The following is a 23,703-nucleotide window of genomic DNA, read 5'->3' on the forward strand; positions in this document are numbered from 1 at the left end:
ATTACTTTGGTGGGAAGGCCAAATCTCTCACCGAAACGTTACTAACTTTTAATCAATCTAATCTGCGCATTCCCTTGAAAAACCACATTCGAAACCTCAAATCATACTCACCGGCGATTGATACGCCGCGGGTCTGGCAACCGGCCTGTCCCCCGCCATGTCAGACTTGGACAAAGGCCTATCCCCTCTCCGGGCCTTTGTCCCCCTTTCGAAAGCCGCCATGGCGTCCCCTCCAGGCCATGGCGGCTTTTTCATGCAAAAAATACAACCAGTGAACGTGAAAAAATCGACTGAAGTTGCTGATTTCAGGGGTCTCTACCTGAATAATTGCCGATTGTCTTGACCTTGAATTGTCGGCATATTTGCAATCATGGGATTTAATCGGATGGACTCCGCCGCCTACCTTGCCAGTCAGATGGCAAAGGGATTCGCTCGCTCGCTACAACAACGCGCGGCGAAGCTCGGCTTTTCCCCCGGTCAGTTTCCAATCCTGCTGGAACTGTGGTCCGAGGATGGGCTCACGCAGAAACAGCTGCTCGATAGGGTCGACATCGAACAGGCGACAATGGCCAATACGCTGTCGCGCATGGAACGGGACGGATTGGTGGAGCGCCGCCCGCATCCTTCGGACAAGCGGGCGCAACTGGTCTTCCTGACGAACAAGGCCGCAGCCATGCAGGCGGAAGCGATCGAAGCCGCCATGGCCGCGGACACGGATCTCCTCAAAGACTTTCGTCAATTCGAGCGCGAACTGCTGCTGGAATATATCCGGCGTGTGCTAGAGAATGCCAAGCAGCTCTAGGGCATTCCATGGAAGGACTTAACGGTTTTCCGCCTAGGATTGCATGAAATGGCTGCACGCGTCAAAGCGGCAAAAAGCCCTAGCCCCGTCCGACCACCTTATCCAGCGCAGCTTGATGTTGGCTGGGTCCGACATCCGGCCTGCCGAAGAATATTCCCTGAAGCTGAGCGCAGCCTTCCTCGATGACGATGCGACGCTGGGTTTCCGTTTCCACACCTTCCGTAACGACAGGCATGTTCAGGCTGTGGCCGAGGCCGATGATGGCGCGGACGATCGAGCGTGCTGCCGGATCGTGTTCGAGGGCGCCGGTGAAGCTGCGGTCGACCTTGATCTTGTCGAAGGGGAAGGCGCGCAGATTGCTGAGCGAGGAAAAGCCGGTGCCGAAATCATCCATGACCACGCGCACACCGAGGCGATGCAGCCGCTGCAGGGTCGCGATGACAGCCGTGCGCTCGCGCATCAGGGCAGCCTCTGTGATCTCCAGTTCGAGGCGCTGCGGATCGAGGCCGGTTTTGCGCAGGATCCGTTCGATCTGGTCGTAAAGGGTCGGGACCATGAATTGCAGCGGTGAGAGATTGACCGCGACATTCGCGGGCTCGCTCCAGCGCGTCGCCTCCTGGCATGCCTGCTGCAGCACCCATTCGCCGATCGCCACAATCGATCCGCTTTCCTCGGCAATGGGAATAAACGTCTCCGGGTCGATCACGCCGCGATCCGGATGCGCCCAGCGCAATAGCGCCTCATAGCCGCTGACGCTGTCGCTGCCGACGTCGTAGATCGGCTGATATTCCAGAAAGAGCTGCCGGCGGAGAATGGCCTGGCGCAGATCGTTCTCTAGCTGACGGCGCGTGCGCACGGCCTTGTCCATTTCCGCATCGAAGAAGCAGGCATGGCCACGGCCCGCATGCTTGGCGCGATAAAGCGCCATATCCGCATTGGCGTAAAGCTGCTCTGCGCTCGTGCCGTCACGCGGATAGATGGCAATGCCGATGCTGACGCCGACAGCCGTCGGATCGCGCGCCGTATCCATCTCCATGCCGAATTCGGCGAGAATGCGCTCGGCAAGGCGGGTTGCTCCTTCGGGCTGCCGGCGCTTCGGCTGGATGATGGCGAACTCATCGCCCCCGAGCCTTGCCACCGTATCGCCATCCTCGATTGCGCGCTGCAGGATGCCGGCGACCTTGCAGAGGATACGGTCTCCTTCGGCGTGACCGAAGACATCATTGATCGCCTTGAAGCGGTCGAGGTCCAGGCAGAAGATCGCGACTTCGCCGCCCCTGCGGTTTACCATCTGCAGTGCCTGGCGCATGCGCTGATCGAACAGCGAGCGATTGGGCAGATCGGTCAATATATCGTGATGGGCCAGGTGCTCGATCATCTGTTGCGCCTGGCGACGCTCAGTCAGGTCGCGCACGACAAGCACGCTGCATTCGTGGCCTCGATAGGTGATGGAGCGCCGCACGGTCTCGACGGGGATCGCCTTGCCATCGCACCCCGACAGCGTTGTTTCCAGCGGAATGGCGGCTTCGGTATGGATATCCATGTCGATGCTCAGAAAGACATCTGGCGCGACACCGATCACCTGCTGCGCCGACCAGCCGGAAATGGCGAAGAACCGCTCGTTCGCGTCGATCACCCGACCGTCGCGGACGATGAGCAGCCCTTCCAGCGAAGCATTGGCGAAACCCCGGAGGTCGGTCAAATGACGATCGATGAAGATGGCGCCGAGAGCGATGAGGATCAGCCCCATCGCGGCAGCCATGACGATGCCGGCAAGGATGCTTCGATCCATGGCGAGGGCAGCACCCGGCAGGGTCACTTCGGGCGTCAGCGTGACGCCGCTCATCGCGGTGAAATGCAGGGAGCAAATCGCAAGCAGCAGAAGAAGAGCGCCAGCCATGATACGCCTGAAGCCAGGAAAGCTGCGAAACACTAGGAAAGCCAGTGAGGAGAAGACGCCACCAATGGCGATGGAAGCGACGACGCGCGGTATATCGAAGGAGAGCTCTGCCGAGGCCTCGACGGCCTGCATTCCCGTGAAATGCATGGCGGCTATTCCAAACGCCATCAGCATGCCGCCGACCGCAAAGGAAACGCGATTATCCCATTCGAAGGCAACGGCAATCGCGAGCCATGAGCCGACGATGGCAAAGACCACCGAAAGCACCGTCAGTGAAACGCCATAGGAGATCGGAAGACTGCTCTGATAGGCGAGCATGGCGATGAAATGCGTTGCCCAGATGCCGACACCGCTGGCAAAAGCCGCAGCAACAATCCAATAGCGGCGCTGATGCGACTGGCATTCCTGCGCACGCGAAAAAAGGAGCATGGTGGCAAGACTGCCGATAAGGCAGATGATCGCCGCTACAATAATAAGCCTGAAGTCATGATCGTCACGAATACATGCAATCACTGAAAACATTACGCGTCTCCAGAATACGCTTCTGGATTGACGTTATTTCTAATAATCTAAAAAACTTGTAAACTACATGCGCAACTAATCACATAAGAGCGTGCCTCGATCGAAAGACGCAAGCTACGGTAAATTTTCAGTTTTAACGCCTCGAAACCCGGCGGGCTTTGGTCTATCGTCCATCCAAATCTCATGTAAGGAGTCGGATATGACCGATCTATCGCCCGTTCTCGACCGCGCCGATCAGAACCTCCCTTCCAGCCTCGACAATCTCTTCGAACTGCTGCGCATCAAGTCCATCTCGACCGATCCGGACTACAAGGCGGAATGCCGCAAGGCGGCGGAATGGCTCGCCACCTACCTGAACTCGATCGGCTTCAAGGCCTCCCTGCGCCATACACCCGGCCATCCGATGGTGGTCGCCCATCACGATGCCGGCAGCGCAGATGCACCGCATGTGCTGTTCTACGGCCACTATGACGTGCAGCCCGTCGATCCGCTCGAGCTTTGGGAAAGCGACCCATTCGCTCCGGAAATCAAGGACCTGGGCGATGGCCGCAAGGTCCTAACCGGCCGCGGCACGTCCGACGACAAGGGGCAGCTGATGACCTTCGTCGAAGCGGTGCGCGCCTATAAGGAAACGAGGGGCGCACTGCCGGTGCGCATCACCATCCTCTTCGAAGGCGAAGAGGAATCCGGCTCGCCCTCGCTCAAGCCCTTCCTCGAAGCCAATGCCGCCGAGCTGAAGGCGGATTTCGCCCTCGTCTGCGATACCGGCATGTGGGATGGTGAAACGCCGTCCATCTCGGCCAGCCTGCGCGGCCTTGTCGGCGAGGAGATCATTATCAACGCCGCCGACCGCGACCTGCATTCGGGCATGTTCGGCGGTGCCGCCGCCAATCCGATCCACATCCTCTCCGATATTCTCGCCGGCCTGCATGACGAGACCGGGCGCGTAACGCTCGACGGCTTCTATGACGGCGTCGAGGAAACGCCGGCTAATATCAAGGCCTCCTGGGAAACGCTCGGGATGACGACGGAAAAATTCCTCGGCGAAGTCGGCCTGTCCATTCCCTCGGGAGAGAAGGGCCGTTCTGTAATGGAGCTGATCTGGGCGCGGCCGACCGCGGAAGTCAACGGCATCACCGGCGGCTATACCGGCGCCGGTTTCAAGACCGTGATCGCCGCCAAAGCATCGGCGAAGGTCTCCTTCCGCCTGGTCGGCCAGCAGAACCCGGCGGCGATCCGCGAGAGCTTCCGCGCCTATGTACGCTCGAAGATCCCTGGGGATTGCTCGGTGGAATTCCATGAGCATGGCGGCTCGCCGGCTATCCAGCTTTCCTACGACTCGCCGGTGCTGAGCAAGGCAAAGACGGCACTTTCCAACGAGTGGCCAAAGCCCGCTATCGTTGTCGGCGAAGGCGGCTCGATCCCGATCGTCGGCGACTTCCAAAGGATGCTCGGCATGGAATCGCTGCTCGTCGGTTTCGGCCTCTCCGACGACCGTATCCATTCGCCGAACGAGAAATACGAGCTGCGCTCCTATCACAAGGGCATCCGCTCCTGGATCCGCATCCTCGACGCCCTCGCCAGCTAAGCCATCTGCGGGTGCGCGTCCTTGCGCGCCCCGCGTCCATCTCGCCGGATGGCAAGGGATGCCGTCATCCGAAGCGACGGGCCGAGACGGCCGTCGCGTCAATTCATACCGTCGATGAGATAAGGCATGGGAATCTGGATCGATACCGATATGGGATTCGATGACATCGCCGCCATCCTGGTGGTGGCGCATTCGGATCTTGTCATCGACGGTGTTTCGCTTGTCAGCGGCAATGCGCCACTGTCTCATGTCCAGGTTAATGCCGCGAGCGCGGCTGCGGTTTTCAACTGGACGTTTCCGATCCATACCGGACGTGAGCTGCCCGTGCTTTGCAAGCTGGAGACGGCACAGGGCATTCTCGGCCAGACCGGCATTCCCACTGCGGGCAGAAGCCTGCCGCCGGCCAACCCGCTTCCGGCGAGCGATGCCTTTGACGCCCTCAGCAATTGGCTTTCCGACGGAAACGGCCCGAAGCGCATCCTGGCGCTCGGACCGCTTACGAACATCGCGGCGCTGGCGCTGGCACGGCCGGATCTCGCCGCCCGCATCGACGAGTTGACCTGGATGGGTGGCGGCGTCACCTCGGGCAACCACACGGCGTCGGCGGAATTCAATGCCTTTGCCGATCCGGAGGCGCTTGGGATCGCCCTTGCGCATGGCCTGCCATTGCGTATGGTCGATCTCGATATCTGCCGCAAGGTGCTGGCTTGGCCGGAAGATGTCACCCATATCCGGAAGATAGCCGGAGAAAAGGCGCAACTGCTTGCAGACCTGCTGGAAGGCTACATCAACATCGCCGTCAGCCGCGGCAGACCGGCCATGGCGATCTACGATCCAACAGCGGCCGCCATTTTCGTCGAACCTGACATCGCCACCCTTCGGCATGCTCGGATCGACGCGGAACTGCAGGGGCAGCATACGCGCGGGCGCACCGTCGTCGAAACGCGGGCCTCGCATGGGCAATTCAATGCACATTTCGCCGCGGAGATAGACGCGGAAAGGGCGCGCCGGATCGTCTTCGATGCGCTGATGCGGGAAGCCGGCCGCTGAGAAGTGACGGAGAAATATCGTATCTCAAACTCTCAAGCTGCGGTGATACAGGATGTACTGCAGTGAGGCACGTTGAGAATCGTCTCACTGCTCTCTCAATTCCTGCTCGACCAGTGTCGTCCAGAAGGCCACGCCGGAGGCGATCGCCTCGTCGTTGAAATCATAGGCGGTATTGTGATGCAGGGCACCGTCAACGGCGGGGCCATTGCCGAGCCAGACATAGCAGCCGGGGGCGTTCTGGCCGAAAAAGGCGAAATCGTCGCCGGCTGTCGATGGCGGAAAGCGGGTCAGCACATTCTCGCCGAAAACAGTCGTCGCAGCTTGCAGCGCCCGCGCCGTGGCATCGGCATCGTTGACGACGGGCGGGATGCGGCGCTCGAATTGATAGTCGACGGCAATGTTGAACATGGCTGCAGTCCCATGCGCCAGACGACCGATCTCCTCTTCCAGCTGATCGCGGACCTCAGGCGTATAGGCGCGCGCCGTGCCGCCGATCTCGACCGTATCTGGTATCACATTCAGCGCCTTGGGATCGCCCGCCTGTAGCGAGCAAGCGCTGACGACGGCTGGCTGCAGCGGATCGACGACGCGGCCGACGATGGTTTGCAGCGCGGAAATGAAGGTTGCTGCCGCCGTGATCGGGTCCTTGCCGAGATGCGGCTTGGCGCCGTGGGTTCCGGTACCGCGGAAGGTGATGCGCCAGCTGTCCGACGAGGCAAGCTGCGGCCCTTCGACAACGGCCATCTCGTCGACCGCGAGACCGGGCATATTGTGCAACCCGTAAACGGCATCGCAGGGAAAGAGATCGAAAAGGCCTTCGTCCACCATGCGCTTGGCACCACCTCGACCTTCTTCGGCGGGCTGGAAGATGAAATGCACCGTGCCGGAAAAGCTGCGCGTGGCCGCCAGATGACGAGCGGCACCGAGCAGCATGGTTGTATGGCCATCATGCCCGCAGGCATGCATCTTGCCCGGAATGGTGGATTTATACGGGCGATTGGCCTTTTCCGGCATGGCGAGTGCATCCATATCGGCGCGAAGGCCGATGCGACGCGTGCCATTGCCGACCTGCAGCGTGCCGACGACACCGGTCTTGCCGAGGCCGCGATGCACCGTCAGCCCTGCCTCTTCCAGCAAAGTGGCGACGATGCCGCTGGTGCGCTCCTCCTCGAAGCCGAGTTCGGGATGGGCATGAAGATTGCGGCGAAGCGAGGTGAGGAAAGGAAGATCCGGCTCGATCTCGTCGGGAAAAGACATGGTAAGGTTCCTTCGGCATGGCGCATGATGATGGCGTGCCTAAAGCGCACCGAGATCTTTCAGATTCGCTTCTTGCGCTTTAGGATCTTGATTTGACGCAGGTCGTTGTCGCAAAACCGCTGCACACTTTTGCGCGACATGCTTTATCTTCCCGAAAGCATCGCCTGCTTCAACCCAAATGACGCTCAGGCCGTGAGCTTGTTGAAGACATGTGCCTTTCCGATGACGCTCACTGAAACCATGCTGCCGACCTCGGGCAGGCCGACGCCGGAGCTCTTGATATTCAAGGTCTCGGAGCCGTTGGCATTGGAGAGTACAACCGTAACGGCGCAGACGGCACCGCCGAATTCGATTTCCGTGACCTTGCCGATGCAGGCAGCTCCCGCTCCGGCCTCATCAATGGCCTCGAGGCGCAATTGCTCGGGCCGCAACATGATGTCGGTGCGTCCCTGGCGATTATCGGCATCGACCGCAATCTGCCCGAGGACGCATTTGGCAGACCCTTTGTCGAGATCAGCCGAAAGTACGATGGCATCGCCGAGAAAGAGCGCAGTCTCGCGATCCCTGGGGCTGAGATAGAGCGCCTGCGGCGTGCCGGCCTGTATGAGCCTGCCCTCGCGCAGGACAGCAACCTGATCGGCAAAGGACAGCGCCTCCGCCTGATCATGCGTCACCAGGACCGCGGTGATGCCGGCGATCTGCAGGACACGGGCGACGGCCTTGCGCATGTTTTCGCGCAAGCCGGTATCGAGAGCGGAAAAAGGCTCGTCGAGCAGCATCAATCGCGGCTTGCGGCCGAGCGCACGGGCAAGCGCGACGCGCTGCTGCTGGCCGCCGGAGAGCTGATGCGGGCGGCGATCGAGCATGCCGCGGTCGAGTTCGACCATATCGATGAGAGCATTGATGCGCTGATCGCGGTCGCGCGCGCCGCGCTCCATGCCGAAACCGATATTCTCCGATACGCTCAGATGCGGGAACAGGGCACCGTCCTGCGAGACGATGCCGATGCCACGGCGGTGCGCCGGCACGATGGCTTCGCCATCGGCCAGGGTCTCGCCCTGCAGCACCACTTGGCCCGCATCGGGAACCTCGAAGCCGGCGATGATCCGCAGCAGCGTCGTCTTGCCCGAACCGGACGGGCCGACGATCGCGGTGCGGCTGCCAGCAGCCACCGTGAGATCGATATTATCGAGCGCATGCACGGGGCCGTAGCGTTTGCTGATGTTCTTGATTGCCAGAAAGGTCATTGTCCGGCCGTTCGCTTGGATTGCACGTAAAGGAGAAGGGTGAGCGGCAGCGACAGGACGACCATCATGAAGGCGTAGGGTGCTGCGGAAACATAATCGATCTCGCTGGTCAGCGACCAGAATTTCGTCGCCAGCGTTTCCGTACCGTTGGGAGAGAGCATCAGCGTCGCCGTCAGCTCGTTGGTGATGCCAAGCGCGACCAACGCGACGCTCGCGGCAAAGCCGGGCGCGGCAAGCCGCATGGTGATCTGCCGCACCGCCTGCGCTGGCGTGCGGCCGAGCGCCATGGCTGCACGCTCAAGCTCGACGGGCGCCTGGGCGATGCTGGCGCGCAGGCCGACCATGGCACGCGGCAGGAACAGAAGCACATAGGCGAGCAGCAGCGTCGCAAAGGTCTGGTAGAGCGGCAGGATCAGCCGGACGGTGATCGACACCAGGGCCAGGGCGACGACGACGCCGGGCAGCGAGCCGACATAATAGTGGCATGCTTCGAGAATGCGCTGCAGCCGGCCGGGCGCACGCACCGACAGCCATGCCATGGGGGCTGCTGCAATGGTGGCAAGAAGGCCTCCGGCGATCGCGAGAAGAATGGTCTGCAGCAAGGCCGAGCCGACCGTATCGATCCGCCAGACGTCGGCACCGCCAAGATAAAGCCAGCGCGCCAAGGTGACGAAGGGAATGCCGAGGGTCAGCGCAGCCGTGACGATGGGCAGCGCGACCGCGGGAACGACGAACCAGCCGAGACGACGGCGATCGGCGGGGCGGGCGGCACCCGAGCCGATACGGGCATAGCGCTCGTTGCCACGCACCAGCACCTCGATGCCGAGCAGCAGCAGGCAGCAGAAGACCAGCACGCCGCCGAGCATGTTTGCCGCTGGGCTGTTATAGGCGGACTGAAACTGGTCGACGATCGCCGTCGAGAAGGTATCGAAGCGGATCATCACGTAGAGGCCGTATTCCGCCAGGAGATGCAGGCCGATCAGCAGCGAGCCGCCGCAGATGGCGAGGCGAAGCTGCGGCAGGATTGCGCGGAAGAAAACGCGCCAGGGGCCGAGGCCGAGCGAGGCGGCGGCGTCCTCGATCGCCGGATCGAGCCGGCGCAGGGCGGCCGCGACCGGCAGGTAGAGGAAGGGAAAATAGGCGAGCACCGAGACCAGCACGCCACTCCAGAGCCCGCGCATGCTCGGCACGAGGCTGACCCAGGCATAGCTGTGCACGAAAGCGGGCACGGCAAGCGGTGCCGCCGCAAGCCAGGACCAGAGGCGCGCGCCCGGAATATCGGTGCGCTCCGTCAGCCAGGCGAGCGTGACCGCCAGCAGGATGGAAAGAGGGATGGTGCAGACTTCGAGCAGGACGGTATTGACGAGCAGCTCGCCGACGCGATTGCGGAAGATGAGCGCTATGACTTCGGCCCAGCCTGTGTCGATCGTGATCCAGACGATGAAGCCGAGGGGCACGAGGCTCAAAAGCGCGACGACGGAAGCAAGGGCGACAACGGAGGCATGCCGGACGCGGCTGCGGGGGGCAGCCGTCAACGGGGGCATTCGCATGGCGGCAGGCTCGCCGGCATATGTGTTTTTCTGCAGCAAATCCGAGCTGCCTTTCACGCCCTGAAATAGGAAGGCAACCGCCGTTGACGGCGATTGCCCGATCGGTCGGCCTTAAAGGCCATCCCATGCCCCTAGCAGGGCATGCGACTGCGATGCAAGAGCAAAGCCCGGCCGAACGCGCGCGAAAGGCGCTGCGGGACGGGCTTTCGCCTTAGATGAGACCAGCTTCCGTCATCAGATCGGTGACCTTCTTGCTATTCAGCTTCGAAGGCTCGATCTTTGGAGCCTGCAGGTCGGGAATCGGCACCAGCTTCGGATTGGAAGCTTCGCCGTTGCCGACGGCATATTCATAGGAATCGCCATCGCGCAGAACGGCCTGACCGCCCTTGCCGGTGATCCACTTCAGGAAAGCCTGCGCTTCCTTCTGATGCTGGCTGGATGCCAGGACGCCGCCGCCGGAGATGCTGACGAATGCACCCGGATCCTGGTTCTTGAAATAGTGCAGCGAGACATTCTTGCTGTTTTCGCCGGTCTTGGCCTGATCGCCGAACCAGTAATAGTGATAGATGACAGCGCCTTCGATCTCGCCGGCATTGACAGCCTTCATCGCGACACTGTTGCCCTTGTAGAAGCTCGCATTTTCCTTCATCGCCTTCAGCCAGGCACGGGTCGCGTCTTCGCCCTTCAGTTCCAGCAGCGCGCTGACGATCGCCTGGAAATCGGCGCCGGCCGGCGAAGCGCCCCAGCGGCCCTTCCACTTGGGATCTGCGAGATCGAGTAGAGATTTCGGCAGATCGGCTTCCTTCAGCTTGGTCTTGTCATAGGCGAAAACGGTGGAACGCGCGGCGACACCGACCCAGTTGCCATCGGCAGCCTTGAAGGTTTCCGGCACCTGGGCGAGCGTGGCGGCATCGACGGGAGCGAAGAGCTTGTTGGCATCGACCAGCGTCATGCCAGGGGAATTTTCCGTCAGATAGACGTCAGCGGGAGAGGCAGCACCTTCCTGGACGATCTGGTTGGCAAACTGCATATCGCTACCGTTGCGGATCGTGACCTTGATGCCGGTTTCCTTGGTGAAGCCATCCGCCCAGGCCTGCGTCAGCGCTTCATGTTGAGCGTTGTAGACGACGATGCCTTCGGAATCGGCGGCATTCGCCATCATCGGAGCAACCGCAAGGCCCGCGGCGAGCGCCAGCGCACTGGTGAGATGTGAAAAGGAAAAAGTCATTAAGTCCTCTCGCTTGGAAACCACCGCCTGCAGCGGCAATGGAATAGCCTATATTTTTCCTGACCGTTTATTTCAAGTTTACGGTCGTTCCCGCTTATCACAAAAGTTTGAGAATAGAGTCAAGATTTCGCCGCTATCTCAGCAGCGAGGTCGAGCCAGGCGCGACCGGCATGTGACAGATATCCGCCGCGCCGCCAGATCCAGGCCATGTTCCACTCCATGCCCGGTTCGACGACAAGCGCATGGGCGATGCCCGAACGCTGGCGCTGTTCGGCGATCAGCCGCGGCAGGAAACCTACACCGAGGCCCGCAGCGACCAGTTCGACAATGAAATTGATCTGGCTCGAGCGCGCGGCAATGTCAGGCGCAAAGCCAGCCGCGCGGCAGGCGTCGAGAATGATGCCGTTCAGCGCGAAGCCGGTTTCGAAGAGGAGAAAGGGATTGTCCTTGAGTGCCGCCAGCGGCACCGTTTGCTGCCCGGCGAGAGGATGCGCCGACGGTAGGAGGACATGCATCGGCTCGCAGCGCACGGTCTGCCACTCGAAGACATCGGGCATCGGCAACAGCGAGGCGCCGAGATCGACCTCATCGGCCAGTACCATTTCCTCGAGCCGCTTGGCGCCCTGCTCCACCAGTCTGATCTCTATGCCCGGATAACGATTGCGGAAGACGGCGAACACCGGAGCGAAGAGGGCATCATTGCCGATCGGCGGCAAGCCAAGCCGCAGGGCGCCGCGCGCGAGCCCACGAAGCTCCGACAATTCAGCCAGCAGATCGTCGCGCCCGGCAAGGATCGCAATTGCCCGACGATAGACCACCTCACCAGCATCGGTCAGGGTCACGCGATGGCCAATGCGGTTGAGCAGCGGCAGGCCAAGCTCGTCCTCCAGCTGGCGCACGGCTTTGCTGACGGCCGATTGCGTGGTGAACACCATCTTAGCGGCTTCCGAAAAGCCGCCCTGGCGCACCACTTCGACGAAGGCTTTCAGTGTCCGAAGCTCCATAAGTATTCCTTACAGGACTTGATTTTATGAAATCAATTCATTTTCTTCATGGAGAGGAAGCGCCTATTGTCAGGTCAAGAGATTTTCCCGAGCCTTCCATGCGTATCAATCCAAAGAATCATCCGAAATTGAGCTGCCTCGCTCAGATCCTGCTGCTGCTTGCCTTCTGGCAAGCGGGCGAAGCCATTGTCCGCCTGGCACATCTGCCAATACCCGGCGCCATCGCCGGCATGCTGCTGGTGCTGGTACTGTTTACGAGCGGTAAAGTGAAGCTGGCGAGCATGAAGCGTGGCGCGGAGTGGTTTCTCGCCGAAATGCTCTTGTTCTTCGTGCCGGCGGTGCTGGCTTTGCTCGATCATGGCGAATTCATCGGCATCATCGGGTTGAAAGTGCTTACGGTGATCTTCGCCGGCACCATCATCGTCATGGGTGTCACCGCGATAGCGATCGATTTCGGCTACCGGCTGATGATGCGCCAGGGGGCCTCAAGCCATGTCCAGCATTGAAAGTCTCGCAGCCGGCCTGTTCTGGCCGTTGGCGACGATCGGACTTTATTATCTTTCCAAGACGCTCTATCGGCATCGGCCTTCGCTCTGGCTGTCACCGCTGGTGGCTGCACCTGCTATCTTGATCGTGCTCGCACTGGCACTGCACGCAAATTACCAGGATTATATGCATGACAGCCGCTGGCTGCTCGCGCTGCTCGGACCGGCGACAGTGGCTTTTGCAGTGCCGATCTACGAGCAGCGGGGCCTCATCAAGCGGTATTGGCCGGTCCTGCTGTTCGGCGTAATCGTCGGCAGCGCCACGGCCATGGTTTCGGCCTGGGAGCTTGCAAGCCTTCTCGGCCTCGACGAGAGCCTGCGGCTCAGCCTGATGCCACGCTCGGTCAGCACGCCGTTCGCCATGGTGGTTTCAGGCGATATCGGCGGCGTCCCCAATCTGACAGCCGTCTTCGTCGTCATCACCGGCCTGTTCGGCGCCATGGTCGGCCAGGCACTGCTACGGCTGCTGCCACTGAAGTCGGGCATGGCCCGTGGTGCGCTTTACGGCATGGGGGCCCATGGCATCGGCGTCGCCAAGGCGCATGAGATCGGCCGCGAGGAAGGATCGATCGCCGGTCTCGTCATGGTGCTGGTGGGATTGACGAACGTGCTAGCGGCGCCGCTGATCGCGTGGCTCCTGCATTCAGCCTGAACGAAAAAGGCTGCGGCACTTTCATGCCGCAGCCTTGTTTCATTTCGCGAATCTGACTTAGTTGTCGCGCGTCTCCAGCGTTTTGCTGAAGAAGATGGCGACCAGCGTGCAGACGACGCCGGAGAGCAGATAGAGGCTGGTGTAGACGAGGCCGAACTGGCTGGAGAGGGCAAGCGCCACGAATGGCGCGAAGCCGGCACCGATCAGCCAGGAGAGATCCGACACCAGGGCCGAGCCGCTGTAACGATAGTTCTGGCTGAAGCGGGAAGCGCTGGCGCCCGCCGCCTGACCGAAGGAGAGGCCAAGCAGCGTGAAGCCGAGAACCACGTAGATGTGGCGGCCAGTCGCGCCGCCATCGAGCAGCCAGGGTGCCACGAAGGCGAAGCAGGCGATCAGCACCGCGCCGATGGCGAGCTGATTGCGGCGGCCAATCCGGTCGGCGAGCATACCGGAACAGATGATGGCGAGAATGCCGCAGATCGCGCCGAGGAACTCTACCAGCAGGAACGAACCGGGAGTCTGCTCGCTGTAAAGCGTCACCCAGCCGAGCGGGAAGACGGTCACGAGGTGGAAGGTCGCAAAGCTTGCCAGCGGCACGAAGGCGCCGATCAGGACATCGCGGCCATGCACGCGCAGCAGCTCCGTCATCTTCACGGGCTCAAGCTCATGACGCTCCAAGAGCGTGCCGAACTCCTCGGTGGCGACCAGGCGCAGACGGGCAAAGAGCGCGACGACGTTGACGGCGAAGGCGCAGAAGAAGGGATAGCGCCAGCCCCAATCCAGGAAGTCCGCCGTCGTGAGACTCGTGACGAAATAGGCAAACAGAGCGCTTGCCAGCATGAAACCGATCGGGGCGCCGAGCTGAGGGATCATCGCATACCAGCCACGATGGTTTGTCGGTGCGTTAAGCGCCAGGAGCGAAGCCAAGCCGTCCCATGCACCACCAAGTGCAAGGCCCTGACCGATGCGGAAAATGGCAAGCAGGATGATTGCGTAGACACCGACTTCCGAATAGCCGGGGAGGAAGCTCATCGCAGCCGTCGAGCCGCCAAGCAGGAACAGCGCGATCGTGAGTTTTACCCCGCGCCCGTAGCGCCGGTCGATCGCCATGAAGATGAACGAACCGATCGGGCGGGCGATGAAGGCCAGCGCGAAAACCAGGAAGGAAAGCATCGTGCCATGCAGCGGGTCGGCGAAGGGGAAGATGAGCTTCGGGAAGACCAGTACGGATGCAATGGCATAGACGAAGAAATCGAAGAATTCCGACGTGCGACCAATGATCACGCCGATGGCGATATTGCCGGGTGCGACCGAGCCCCCCGCATGCATGCTGCGGGCATCGCTCTCCAGAGTTGAAGATGTGGGGTTCAGTGATTCATGCGTTACGCTGACCATGCGCGGGAGCCTCCCTCTCCGAGCACGAATTCCTCCACGAATTCGCGCGTAATGAAAATGTCGATCAAACGTGCGAACATATCAAGTATCCAGCATGAAATAATTCGCAAATTAGCAATCGGTCGAGCCATTATCTGCCTTTGGCGCCGCGTTCCGGACGAAGAAAAACCGCCGGTGATGGCCATTTGTTCCGATCCAGGTATATTAGCGCCGGCAAAAGCGAACTGCCTGATAGAAAACCTTCTGGATTTCTGAGGGTTTTCCCGATACGTGGGACAGCATTCCATACCGCAATGCACTCAAGCTTGCTGCGGTGCGACGAAACACCTCATATCGTTCATGACCGCCGTCCTTTAGTCGCGGTAGGGTCGAAACAAAAAGAGCTTTAAGACGTGCCAAGACTATCGAAGATTTTCAGCCGTTTATCCGTCATCCCTTTGTTTTTGCTGCTCTCAGGTTGCAATCTGGTGGTGATGGCTCCCTCCGGCGATATCGCTATGCAGCAGCGAGACCTCATCATCGTCTCGGTCGTGCTGATGCTGATCATCATCATCCCGGTGATCTTCCTGACGCTGCTCTTCGCTTGGAGATACCGCCAGTCGAACAACGAGGCGACCTACGAGCCGGAGTGGCATCATTCGACACGTCTGGAGCTGGTCATCTGGTCCGCTCCGCTTGCCATCATCATCGCGCTCGGCGCGGTGACCTGGATCAGCACCCATCAGCTCGACCCCTACCGCCCGCTCGATCGCATCGCCGCCGACAAGCCGCTTAGCGCCGACGTCAAGCCGCTGACGGTGGAAGTGGTCGCGCTCGACTGGAAATGGCTCTTCTTCTATCCGGAATACGGCATCGCCACCGTCAACGAGATGGCGGCTCCCGTCGACCGCCCGATCAACTTCAAGATCACAGCCTCCTCGGTGATGAACTCCTTCTTCATCCCGGCGCTGGCAGGCCAGATCTACGCCATGCCGGGCATGGAGACGAAGCTCCACGCCGTCATCAATCATCCCGGCGAATTCCAGGGCCTGTCGGCCAACTATAGCGGCGCCGGCTTCTCGAACATGCGCTTCAAGTTCCACGGTTTGGATCAGGCCGGTTTCGACCAGTGGGTCCAGAAGGCAAAGAGCCAGGGCACGGCGCTCGGCCGCCAGGAGTACCTGGCGCTTGCCAAGCCCAGCGAACGCGAGCCGGTGCGCTACTTCAACGCCGTCGACGATGGTCTCTACAACGCCATCCTCAACATGTGCGCCGATCCGAGCAAGATGTGCATGAGCGAGATGATGCATATCGACGCCAAGGGCGGCGGCGGCAAGGAAAGCCACGAAAATCGCGAGCGCCTGATCTATGACAATCGCGACGGTGCCTCGGCCGAAGTTACGCCGGTCAAGGCCGACGGCAGCGCCAGCCACACCATGCAGCATGGCGACAACTCCATGCAGGGCATGGATATGGGCAACGGCTCTTCTTCCGATTCGTCGACCGGTTCGGCGCAGCATCAGGGTCATTGATCCGGTGCGCTCAATAACAAGACATTCATAAGGGACAGAGGCAATCCATGTTTTCCAACCCGGACCTCTATAAATTCATCTTCGGTCGGCTGACGCTCGACTCGATCCCGTATCACGAGCCGATCCTCGTCGTGACCTTCATCGGCGTCGCCATCGGCGGCATCGCCGTCCTCGGCCTGCTGACCTATTTCCGCCTCTGGGGCTACCTCTGGAAGGAATGGTTCACCAGCATCGACCACAAGAAGATCGGCATCATGTATGTCGTGCTGGCGCTGATCATGCTGCTGCGCGGTTTCTCCGACGCGCTGCTGATGCGCCTGCAGCAGGCGATCGCCTTCAACGGATCCGAAGGTTATCTGCCGCCGCATCACTACGACCAGATCTTCACGGCGCATGGCGTCATCATGATCTTCTTCGTGGCGATGCCCTTCGTCACCGGCCTGATGAACCTCGTGGTGCCGCTGCAGATCGGCGCCCGCGACGTTTCCTTCCCGTTCCTCAACAACTTCTCGTTCTGGATGACGACGGCGGGCGCGATTGTCATCATGATTTCGCTCTTCATCGGCGAATTCGCGAAAACCGGCTGGCTGGCTTATCCGCCGCTTTCCGGCATCGCCTATAGTCCCGACGTCGGCGTCGATTATTACATCTGGGGCCTGCAGGTCGCGGGTATCGGAACGACGCTTTCGGGCATCAACCTGATCGCCACCATCGTCAAGATGCGCGCGCCGGGCATGACCTTCATGAAAATGCCCGTCTTCACCTGGACGTCGCTCTGCACCAACATCCTGATCGTTGCGTCCTTCCCGATCCTGACCGCCACGCTCGCTCTGCTGACCCTCGACCGCTACGCCGGCACGAACTTCTTCACGAACGACCTCGGCGGCAATCCGATGATGTATGTCAACCTCATCTGGATCTGGGGCCACCCGGAAGTCTACATCCTGATCCTGCCGGCCTTCGGCGTCTTCTCGGAAGTCGTCGCCACCTTCTGCGGCAAGCGCCTCTTCGGCTACGCCTCGATGGTTTACGCCACCTGCGTGATCATGATCCTCTCCTACCTCGTCTGGCTGCACCACTTCTTCACGATGGGCTCGGGCGCCAGCGTCAACTCCTTCTTCGGCATCACGACGATGATCATCTCGATCCCGACGGGTGCGAAGCTCTTCAACTGGCTGTTCACGATGTATCACGGCCGCATCCGCTACGAGCCGCCGATGCTGTGGACCGTCGGGTTCATGGTGACCTTCACCATCGGCGGCATGACCGGCGTCATGCTCGCCGTTCCGCCGGCCGACTTCGTGCTGCACAACTCGCTGTTCCTGATCGCCCACTTCCATAATGTGATCATCGGCGGCGTGCTCTTCGGCATGTTCGCGGGCGTCAACTACTGGTTCCCGAAGGCCTTCGGCTTCAAGCTGGATCCGTTCTGGGGCAAGATGAGCTTCTGGTTCTGGCAGATCGGCTTCTGGTTCGCCTTCATGCCGCTCTATATCCTCGGCCTGATGGGCGTCACCCGCCGTGTCAGCCAGTTCGACGATCCGTCGCTGCAGATCTGGTTCATCATCGCCGCTTTCGGCGCCGGTCTCATTGCCATCGGCATCGCCTGCTTCCTCATCCAGCTGGCCGTCAGCTTCATGAAGCGCGAAGAGCTTCGCGATCATACCGGCGATCCCTGGGGCGGCCGCACGCTGGAATGGTCCACCTCGTCGCCGCCGCCGGCCTACAACTTCGCCTTCACGCCGATCGTCTACGATCACGACGCGTGGTGGGACATGAAGAACCGCGGCTATGTCAGGCCGACCGAAGGCTTCATTCCGATCCACATGCCGAAGAACACCGGCACGGGCATCATCCTCGGCGTTCTCTCCATCGGCTTCGCATTCGGGATGATCTGGTACATGTGGTGGCTTGCCGCCATCACCTTCGTCGCGATGATCGTCATCACGATCGGCCATACCTTCAACTACAAGCGCGACTACCACATCCCCGCCGACGAGGTCGTTAAGACCGAGAACGAGCGTACGAAACAGCTCGCAGGACAGGTGTAAGACTTATGACGACCCCAACCGCACACGCTCCCAAGGATGGCGAAACACCCGCCTTCTACATGACGGAAGAGCATCATCCGGAAGGCAGCACCATGCTGGGCTTCTGGATCTACATCATGAGCGACTGCCTGATCTTCGCAGTCCTCTTCGCCACCTTCGCCGTGCTCGGCCACAGCTATGCGGCCGGCCCGTCGCCGGCCGACCTCTTCGAGCTGCCGCTCGTCGCCCTCAACACGGCGATGCTGCTCTTCTCCTCCATCACCTATGGCTTCGCCATGCTGGCAATGGAGAAGGATAACAAGTCGGGCACGCTGATGTGGCTGACGATTACGGGCATCTTCGGCGCCCTCTTCATCTTCTTCGAACTCTATGAGTTCTATCACCTGATCCTCGACGGTGCCGGCCCGCAGCGCAGTGCCTTCCTGTCCGCCTTCTTCACGCTGGTCGGCACGCACGGTCTGCACGTCACCACCGGTATCGTCTGGCTGATCACGCTGATGGTGCAGGTCGGCCGCTATGGATTGATCCCGGAAAACAAGCGCCGCCTGATGTGCCTTTCGATGTTCTGGCACTTCCTGGACGTCGTCTGGATCGGCGTGTTTTCTCTCGTCTACCTCATGGGAGTTCTCGGATGAGCTCGAACGCTAACCATTCGCATCATTCCGGCGACGCCCACGGCCACGATCACCATGGCGGCCACGAGGCGGCGCACGGCACCTTCAAGAGCTACATGACGGGGTTTATCCTCTCCGTCATCCTGACCGCCATTCCCTTCTGGCTGGTCATGGCCAAGGTCATCCCCGATCCGGCCGTCACCGGAGCGATCGTCATGATCCTCGGTGCGATCCAGATCGTCGTGCACATGATCTACTTCCTGCACATGAACACCCGCTCAGAAGGCGGCTGGAACATGATGGCGCTGATCTTTACGATCGTGATCGTCATCATCGCGCTGTCCGGCTCGCTCTGGGTCATGCATCACCTCAACGCGAACATGATGCCCATGTCGCCCGAGATGATGCGCAACATGCCGTAAATTCGAACGGCGGGCCTTCAGGCGAAGGCCCGCCCTCTTCCGGCGTGAAATCCGCCGGGTGCTGCGCGTTGCATGCTTGAAATGCCGAAAGCCGCAGCCAAATCTTCCCGACCGCGCATGATCTTCAGCGAAGAGAATTGAACCTCCCGAAATCATGCGGCAGCGCCTCCCCGGAGATCAGCGCCATGACCGATATTTCCTCGAACACCTCTCAGGGCAAGCCGCGCACGACGCTGACCCTGGTCATCTGGGTGTCGCTGCTTCTGCTTCTGACGGCCCTCCTCATCGGTCTCGGCACCTGGCAAGTGAAGCGGCTGCATTGGAAGCTGGATCTGATCGCCCGGGTCGATGCACGCGTGCATGCTCCGGCGGTTCCGGCTCCCAGCACCGCAGAGTGGGCGGACGTCACGGCCGAAAACTCCGAATACAAGCATGTCCAGGCAAGCGGCACTTTCCTCAATGACAAGCAAGTGCAGGTCTATGCCTCGACCGCTCTCGGCGCAGGCTATTGGGTGCTGACGCCGCTAAAGCTTGCAGATGGCACGATCATCATCGTCAACCGTGGCTTCGTGCCAACCGAGAAGCGCAATCCGGCGACGCGCGCCGAAGGCGAGATTTCCGGTGAGACCACCGTTACCGGCCTATTGCGTATCAGCGAGCCCAAAGGCACGCTGCTGCGTTCAAACGTGCCGGCGGAGGAGCGCTGGTATTCGCGCGACGTGGCAGCCATCGCCGAGGCCCGGGGGCTGCAGAACGTGGCGCCCTACTTCATCGATGCCGACGATGCGAAAAATCCCGGCGGATTGCCCGTGGGCGGGCTGACGCAGATCACCTTCCACAACAGCCATCTCGTCTATGCCATCACCTGGTACGGACTGGCCGCCATGACATTAGGGCTGGCAGTCTATCTCGTCTATTTCGAGCGGCAGCGGGCAAAAGTGGCTCGTTGATCGCCACCCTTTGCTTTCACGTAATTTCCGACGCGAAACCGCGCTTTTGCTGAAACTACTCTAAGGTCTGTGGAGATTCATCGTGAATTAAGGGCGGCTGCGGCGAGATGGGTGATAGCACCATTAATGCCGTGTGGATGGGAATGTTATGATCGAAGTTGGATTCGGCGATGGTTTGAACAAAAGATGAAGGTGCTGAAGCAGCAGTCTTGAGTTAGCGCTCCTCACGATAGATAGTGTCAAGTAATAGCCTGGAAATATTCAAAATAATGGATTGGTTCCCTATAGTCTTCATTACGTTCAAAGTTCTCGTGTTGGGCACGGGCATGTTCTTCGCCATCAAATGGCATCATGATCAAGGAAAGAAGAAATAACGAAACCAGCGAATCGTAAGCGCCTGCCGAACACAGCTTGTCACTGCCGCTACGTACCGGATCGGTTGGTTGCAGACAATACGACGCCATCTTCGCCCATTGGGTGTCAGTCAGAATAAGCGGTCCATCAAAGGCTTGAATCACATCAAGCCAATGTGAATCCCACAGACCTTAGATCGATATCTTCGGGAAGCGAAGCTGCCAGCGCCGGCCGTCGCTCGTCATTTCGACAATCCCGAACGGCTCGACATCAACAGCCCAGAATGCCGCAGGCGGCGCCTGCAAGGCCTGCAGAACGGCAGAGCGAATGACGCTCGCATGGGTGATGATGACGATATGGCCGGCATCCTCGATATGATTTCCCATCCATTCGCTGACACGTTTCATGACCGACAAGAGGGCTTCGCCGCCATGCGGCGCGACCGACGTGTCCGTCATCCAGAGCGCGAGGGACTCCGCATCCCTTTCATGCAGTTCGGCTAGTGATTGCCCCCGCCAGTCGCCATAATCGCATTCGCGCAAGGCGACATCCGGGATAGCGTCGAGACCGAGGACCGCGGCGGTCTGGCGCGCGCGCAGAGCCGGGCTCGCCCAGACCCGATCGATCGCCCCCAGCCTGAAGGATAAGGATTGAGCCTGCTGAGCCGCCTTCGCCTCCAAGGGTTCGTCATCCGGAAAGCAGCCATTCCGATTGGCTTGCGTTGCCCCATGGCAAATCCAGCTCAAACGCGTTTTCATGAAACTTCCTCTATTCCATCCCCCGGTGCGCTCTTGTCGCGATTTAGCATCGCAGTGGCGCTTGATTGACAATTATATTTGCAGATAGCTATAAACTTGCACTTGCGGGTGTGGAAGCCGGTGGAATCCCGGCGCGGTCGCGCCACTGTAATCAAAGACGGACGAGTTCCGCCCTCCGAGAGCCAGACCCTTCCCGCAAGAACCCTTCCGCAAATGGAACGCGCTTTTCTTAAAGAGGGAAATACAATGTCCGACACCACTTTCGCCCCAACCGCAGTTCCACAGCCGATTCCGCTCGGCCAAATCCTGCCCTGGGCTATTTTTGCCGGCCTGCTGATGCTGCTTGCGATCTATTTCATCGGCGCAGAAGAAGGCGCGACCTCGCTCTTCTCGGGCATGTATGTGCACGAATTCGTGCATGATGCCCGCCACCTGCTCGGCTTCCCCTGCCACTAAGGGGTCAAGCACATGGTTGGACGTCTTTTGCTCCGCGGCATGATCGTCGGGGCCTTGACCGGTATTTTCGTTTTTGCTTTTGCCCACATCTTCGGCGAACCGCTGGTCGACTGGGCCATCGGGTTTGAAGAAAAGGCCGCGCAGGCGGCCGGCGAAGCTCCTGAACCAGAGATTGTCAGCCGCGCTACGCAGGCGGGCATCGGCCTCTTCACCGGCAGCGTGATCTTTTCCACCGCAATCGGCGGATTGTTCGCGCTGGTTTTCTCCTTCATCTACGGCCGCATCAGCCCCTTGGGTGCGCGCGGCACGGCAGCGCTGCTCGCGCTCGCCGCTTTCGTGACGATTTCGCTCGTGCCCGATCTCAAGTATCCGGCAAACCCACCGGCCGTCGGCAATCCCGATACGATCGGCGCGAGAACGGAACTGTTCTTCATCATGATCGTTGCCTCCGTCGTCGGCATGGTCGTCGCGGTGGGCTTCGGTCGCAGGCTGGCAGCGCGATATGGTTCCTGGAACGGTGCGATCATTGCCGGCATTGGCTACATCGTCTTCATCGCGCTGATCCAATATCTGCTTCCCCCCATCAACGAAGTGCCCGAGCAATTTTCCGCCGTCGTGCTCTGGCGCTTCCGCGTCACCTCGCTCGGCATGCACGCCATTCTCTGGACGACGCTCGGCCTTGCCTTCGGAGCCTGGGCGGAACGTCAGTTGCCGCAGACACGTTACGGCAATGCGGCCCTACGCCGGGTTTAGTGTGGTAAATAGATCGCATCCCGCGCATGGCAACATGCGCGGGAGACGCCTGTATCCAAGTGGCGTCCTGTTTGCAATCTTCTGTCTCATCGTTGCAGGTTGGCCAGTTTCGGTTGCCGCACATGGCAGCGGCTCCTCCGGCAGCCAGGCCGGCATTCCGATTCCCAGTCTCACCCATGGCGAGATGGCTGTGATCTCTCCCTATTACGGGCGGATCATTTCGCTTGCCGAGAGCATATCGGATACCGACGAAACCTTCCGCCGTCTCCTGAACTTCGCGCAGATCCAGCGTGCCTATTGCCTATGGGGCGTGATGCCAGGCAGCGTCAGCGACGAGGAAAGCCCTTTCAACGAATGTTCGCACGCCTATCTTGCGGCTGCAAAAGCAGTGCTGCTGCAGATGCGTGCCATGAAAGTGGAAAAGGAACCGGTCGACGACCTCGTCTCCGATATCGATCTGGCACTCGTGCGCAACAACCTCTCGCTCATCCTGTGCAAATTCAGCGGCGAGAATTTCAATACGGCCGATCTCATCCGGCCGAAGCTTGCCGATATCGCGCTTCATGCGAAAAGCCTTGCTGCGATCTTATCGGCCAGCCTGTTCGTACTTGCAGGGCTATGGCTAGGCGCGCGCGCATTACGGCCGCAAGCTCAATCTTAGGAACCGCCGCGCACTGTTCCTCGAGCTGGCCTTAACAAAACACCGCCGCGAAGTGCGGCGGTGTTTCTGATCTTACCAGTAACGCGGGCGATCGCGCCAACGGTCATCGCGCCAGCCATCGCGATGATGGCGATGGCCGTGCCAACCCCATGGCGGCGGCGGTGGCGGCCTGTAGTAACCCCAGCGCCGGGGCGGCGGACCCCAGCGATTGGGGCGGCATTCGCCCCAGCGCGTCAGGTGCCAGCCACGACCGCAGGCATAGTCAACTTTCACGATCGGCGCTGAGGCCGCTGTCCCAACGGCTGGGATAGGCATTGCCTCTGCCGAAGATACAACCAGGCTGCCAAACAAGGCAGCGATGGCAATCACGGACGATCTCATTTTGATGGCCCTCTATCCAAGTCCCTTACATGCGGGATTTAACCCCTTGAGG

22 protein-coding genes are annotated in these 23,703 nt (G+C 60.4%); 13 read left to right on the forward strand and 9 right to left on the reverse strand.

Annotation, left to right across the window (positions count from 1 at the left end; translation table 11 throughout):
• The first annotated feature begins 385 nt into the window (after positions 1-385).
• A complete protein-coding gene (locus AC13RC_RS18835; protein ID WP_113333869.1) occupies positions 386-802 on the forward strand; it encodes a MarR family winged helix-turn-helix transcriptional regulator in 417 nt (138 codons plus the stop codon).
• Positions 803-881: 79 nt separating this feature from the next.
• Here AC13RC_RS18835 and AC13RC_RS18840 read toward each other — a convergent pair whose 3' ends face one another.
• Complete coding sequence (locus tag AC13RC_RS18840) at positions 882-3,224, reverse strand: bifunctional diguanylate cyclase/phosphodiesterase (RefSeq protein WP_113352063.1); 2,343 nt, start codon at positions 3,222-3,224, stop codon at positions 882-884.
• A 199-nt stretch (positions 3,225-3,423) separates the two neighbouring features.
• Between AC13RC_RS18840 and AC13RC_RS18845 the strand changes: the two genes are divergently transcribed.
• Both AC13RC_RS18845 and AC13RC_RS18850 read left to right on the forward strand, forming a co-directional pair.
• Positions 3,424-4,812 (forward strand): M20/M25/M40 family metallo-hydrolase, encoded by a 1,389-nt coding sequence (locus AC13RC_RS18845; protein WP_488558081.1) that lies wholly within the window; start codon positions 3,424-3,426, stop codon positions 4,810-4,812.
• Positions 4,813-4,938: 126 nt separating this feature from the next.
• Positions 4,939-5,862 (forward strand): nucleoside hydrolase, encoded by a 924-nt coding sequence (locus AC13RC_RS18850; RefSeq protein WP_113390786.1) that lies wholly within the window; start codon positions 4,939-4,941, stop codon positions 5,860-5,862.
• 84 nt (positions 5,863-5,946) lie between these two features.
• Here the strand turns inward: AC13RC_RS18850 and AC13RC_RS18855 are convergent, their stop codons facing one another.
• The 5 genes from AC13RC_RS18855 to AC13RC_RS18875 all read right to left on the reverse strand — a co-directional run bounded on the left by AC13RC_RS18855 (position 5,947) and on the right by AC13RC_RS18875 (position 12,148).
• Entirely contained in the window at positions 5,947-7,119 is a 1,173-nt protein-coding gene (locus AC13RC_RS18855; protein ID WP_113352066.1) for a M20 aminoacylase family protein, read from the reverse strand.
• Positions 7,120-7,304: 185 nt separating this feature from the next.
• Positions 7,305-8,366 (reverse strand): ABC transporter ATP-binding protein, encoded by a 1,062-nt coding sequence (locus AC13RC_RS18860; RefSeq protein ID WP_113352067.1) that lies wholly within the window; start codon positions 8,364-8,366, stop codon positions 7,305-7,307.
• Positions 8,363-9,910 (reverse strand): ABC transporter permease, encoded by a 1,548-nt coding sequence (locus AC13RC_RS18865; RefSeq protein ID WP_233790154.1) that lies wholly within the window; start codon positions 9,908-9,910, stop codon positions 8,363-8,365. The genes AC13RC_RS18860 and AC13RC_RS18865 overlap by 4 nt, the downstream gene beginning before the upstream one ends.
• Positions 9,911-10,127: 217 nt before the next feature.
• The gene (locus AC13RC_RS18870) at positions 10,128-11,144 is read right to left on the reverse strand and encodes an iron ABC transporter substrate-binding protein (RefSeq protein WP_113333572.1); all 1,017 of its coding nucleotides are present in this window, start codon (positions 11,142-11,144) and stop codon (positions 10,128-10,130) included.
• A gap of 119 nt (positions 11,145-11,263) precedes the next feature.
• Positions 11,264-12,148, reverse strand: coding sequence for a LysR family transcriptional regulator (locus AC13RC_RS18875; RefSeq protein WP_173002579.1), 885 nt, complete (start codon positions 12,146-12,148; stop codon positions 11,264-11,266).
• Positions 12,149-12,246: 98 nt separating this feature from the next.
• Between AC13RC_RS18875 and AC13RC_RS18880 the strand changes: the two genes are divergently transcribed.
• Entirely contained in the window at positions 12,247-12,654 is a 408-nt protein-coding gene (locus AC13RC_RS18880) for a CidA/LrgA family protein (protein ID WP_113390784.1), read from the forward strand.
• A complete protein-coding gene (locus AC13RC_RS18885) occupies positions 12,641-13,345 on the forward strand; it encodes an LrgB family protein (protein WP_113390783.1) in 705 nt (234 codons plus the stop codon). Before AC13RC_RS18880 ends, AC13RC_RS18885 begins: the two co-directional genes overlap by 14 nt.
• A 57-nt stretch (positions 13,346-13,402) precedes the next feature.
• Here AC13RC_RS18885 and AC13RC_RS18890 read toward each other — a convergent pair whose 3' ends face one another.
• Entirely contained in the window at positions 13,403-14,740 is a 1,338-nt protein-coding gene (locus AC13RC_RS18890; RefSeq protein ID WP_095433551.1) for an MFS transporter, read from the reverse strand.
• Positions 14,741-15,132: 392 nt separating this feature from the next.
• Here AC13RC_RS18890 and cyoA point away from each other — a divergent pair, with 392 nt between their 5' ends.
• The 5 genes from cyoA to AC13RC_RS18915 all read left to right on the forward strand — a co-directional run bounded on the left by cyoA (position 15,133) and on the right by AC13RC_RS18915 (position 20,288).
• Complete coding sequence (cyoA, locus tag AC13RC_RS18895) at positions 15,133-16,251, forward strand: ubiquinol oxidase subunit II (RefSeq protein ID WP_113352072.1); 1,119 nt, start codon at positions 15,133-15,135, stop codon at positions 16,249-16,251.
• 47 nt (positions 16,252-16,298) lie between these two features.
• Entirely contained in the window at positions 16,299-18,302 is a 2,004-nt protein-coding gene (cyoB, locus tag AC13RC_RS18900) for a cytochrome o ubiquinol oxidase subunit I (RefSeq protein WP_069610896.1), read from the forward strand.
• Positions 18,303-18,307: 5 nt separating this feature from the next.
• Positions 18,308-18,937 carry a cytochrome o ubiquinol oxidase subunit III gene (cyoC, locus tag AC13RC_RS18905; protein ID WP_095433549.1) on the forward strand — a complete coding sequence of 210 codons (630 nt, stop codon included), beginning with the start codon at positions 18,308-18,310 and terminating at the stop codon, positions 18,935-18,937.
• Positions 18,934-19,338, forward strand: coding sequence for a cytochrome o ubiquinol oxidase subunit IV (cyoD, locus tag AC13RC_RS18910; RefSeq protein WP_092714481.1), 405 nt, complete (start codon positions 18,934-18,936; stop codon positions 19,336-19,338). The genes cyoC and cyoD overlap by 4 nt, the downstream gene beginning before the upstream one ends.
• Before the next feature lie 185 nt (positions 19,339-19,523).
• Positions 19,524-20,288: an SURF1 family protein gene (locus AC13RC_RS18915; RefSeq protein WP_113352073.1), complete on the forward strand. Its 765-nt coding sequence runs from the start codon at positions 19,524-19,526 to the stop codon at positions 20,286-20,288.
• Positions 20,289-20,833: 545 nt separating this feature from the next.
• On the opposite strand, the gene AC13RC_RS18920 is transcribed toward AC13RC_RS18915, so the two are convergent.
• On the reverse strand, positions 20,834-21,400 hold the full coding sequence (locus AC13RC_RS18920; protein WP_113352074.1) for a histidine phosphatase family protein: 567 nt from the start codon (positions 21,398-21,400) through the stop codon (positions 20,834-20,836).
• A 246-nt stretch (positions 21,401-21,646) separates the two neighbouring features.
• Here AC13RC_RS18920 and AC13RC_RS18925 point away from each other — a divergent pair, with 246 nt between their 5' ends.
• The 3 genes from AC13RC_RS18925 to AC13RC_RS18935 are packed head-to-tail and all read left to right on the forward strand — an operon-like array spanning position 21,647 to position 23,270.
• Positions 21,647-21,856 carry a CbtB domain-containing protein gene (locus tag AC13RC_RS18925; protein WP_113352075.1) on the forward strand — a complete coding sequence of 70 codons (210 nt, stop codon included), beginning with the start codon at positions 21,647-21,649 and terminating at the stop codon, positions 21,854-21,856.
• 12 nt (positions 21,857-21,868) lie between these two features.
• A complete protein-coding gene (locus AC13RC_RS18930; RefSeq protein ID WP_488558082.1) occupies positions 21,869-22,609 on the forward strand; it encodes a CbtA family protein in 741 nt (246 codons plus the stop codon).
• A 34-nt stretch (positions 22,610-22,643) separates the two neighbouring features.
• Positions 22,644-23,270: a hypothetical protein gene (locus tag AC13RC_RS18935; RefSeq protein ID WP_488558083.1), complete on the forward strand. Its 627-nt coding sequence runs from the start codon at positions 22,644-22,646 to the stop codon at positions 23,268-23,270.
• A 72-nt stretch (positions 23,271-23,342) separates the two neighbouring features.
• On the opposite strand, the gene AC13RC_RS18940 is transcribed toward AC13RC_RS18935, so the two are convergent.
• Positions 23,343-23,651: a GCG_CRPN prefix-to-repeats domain-containing protein gene (locus AC13RC_RS18940; RefSeq protein WP_095433542.1), complete on the reverse strand. Its 309-nt coding sequence runs from the start codon at positions 23,649-23,651 to the stop codon at positions 23,343-23,345.
• Positions 23,652-23,703 lie beyond the last annotated feature (52 nt).

The sequence above is a fragment of the Martinezella sp. CNPSo 3890 genome, from assembly GCF_057784455.1.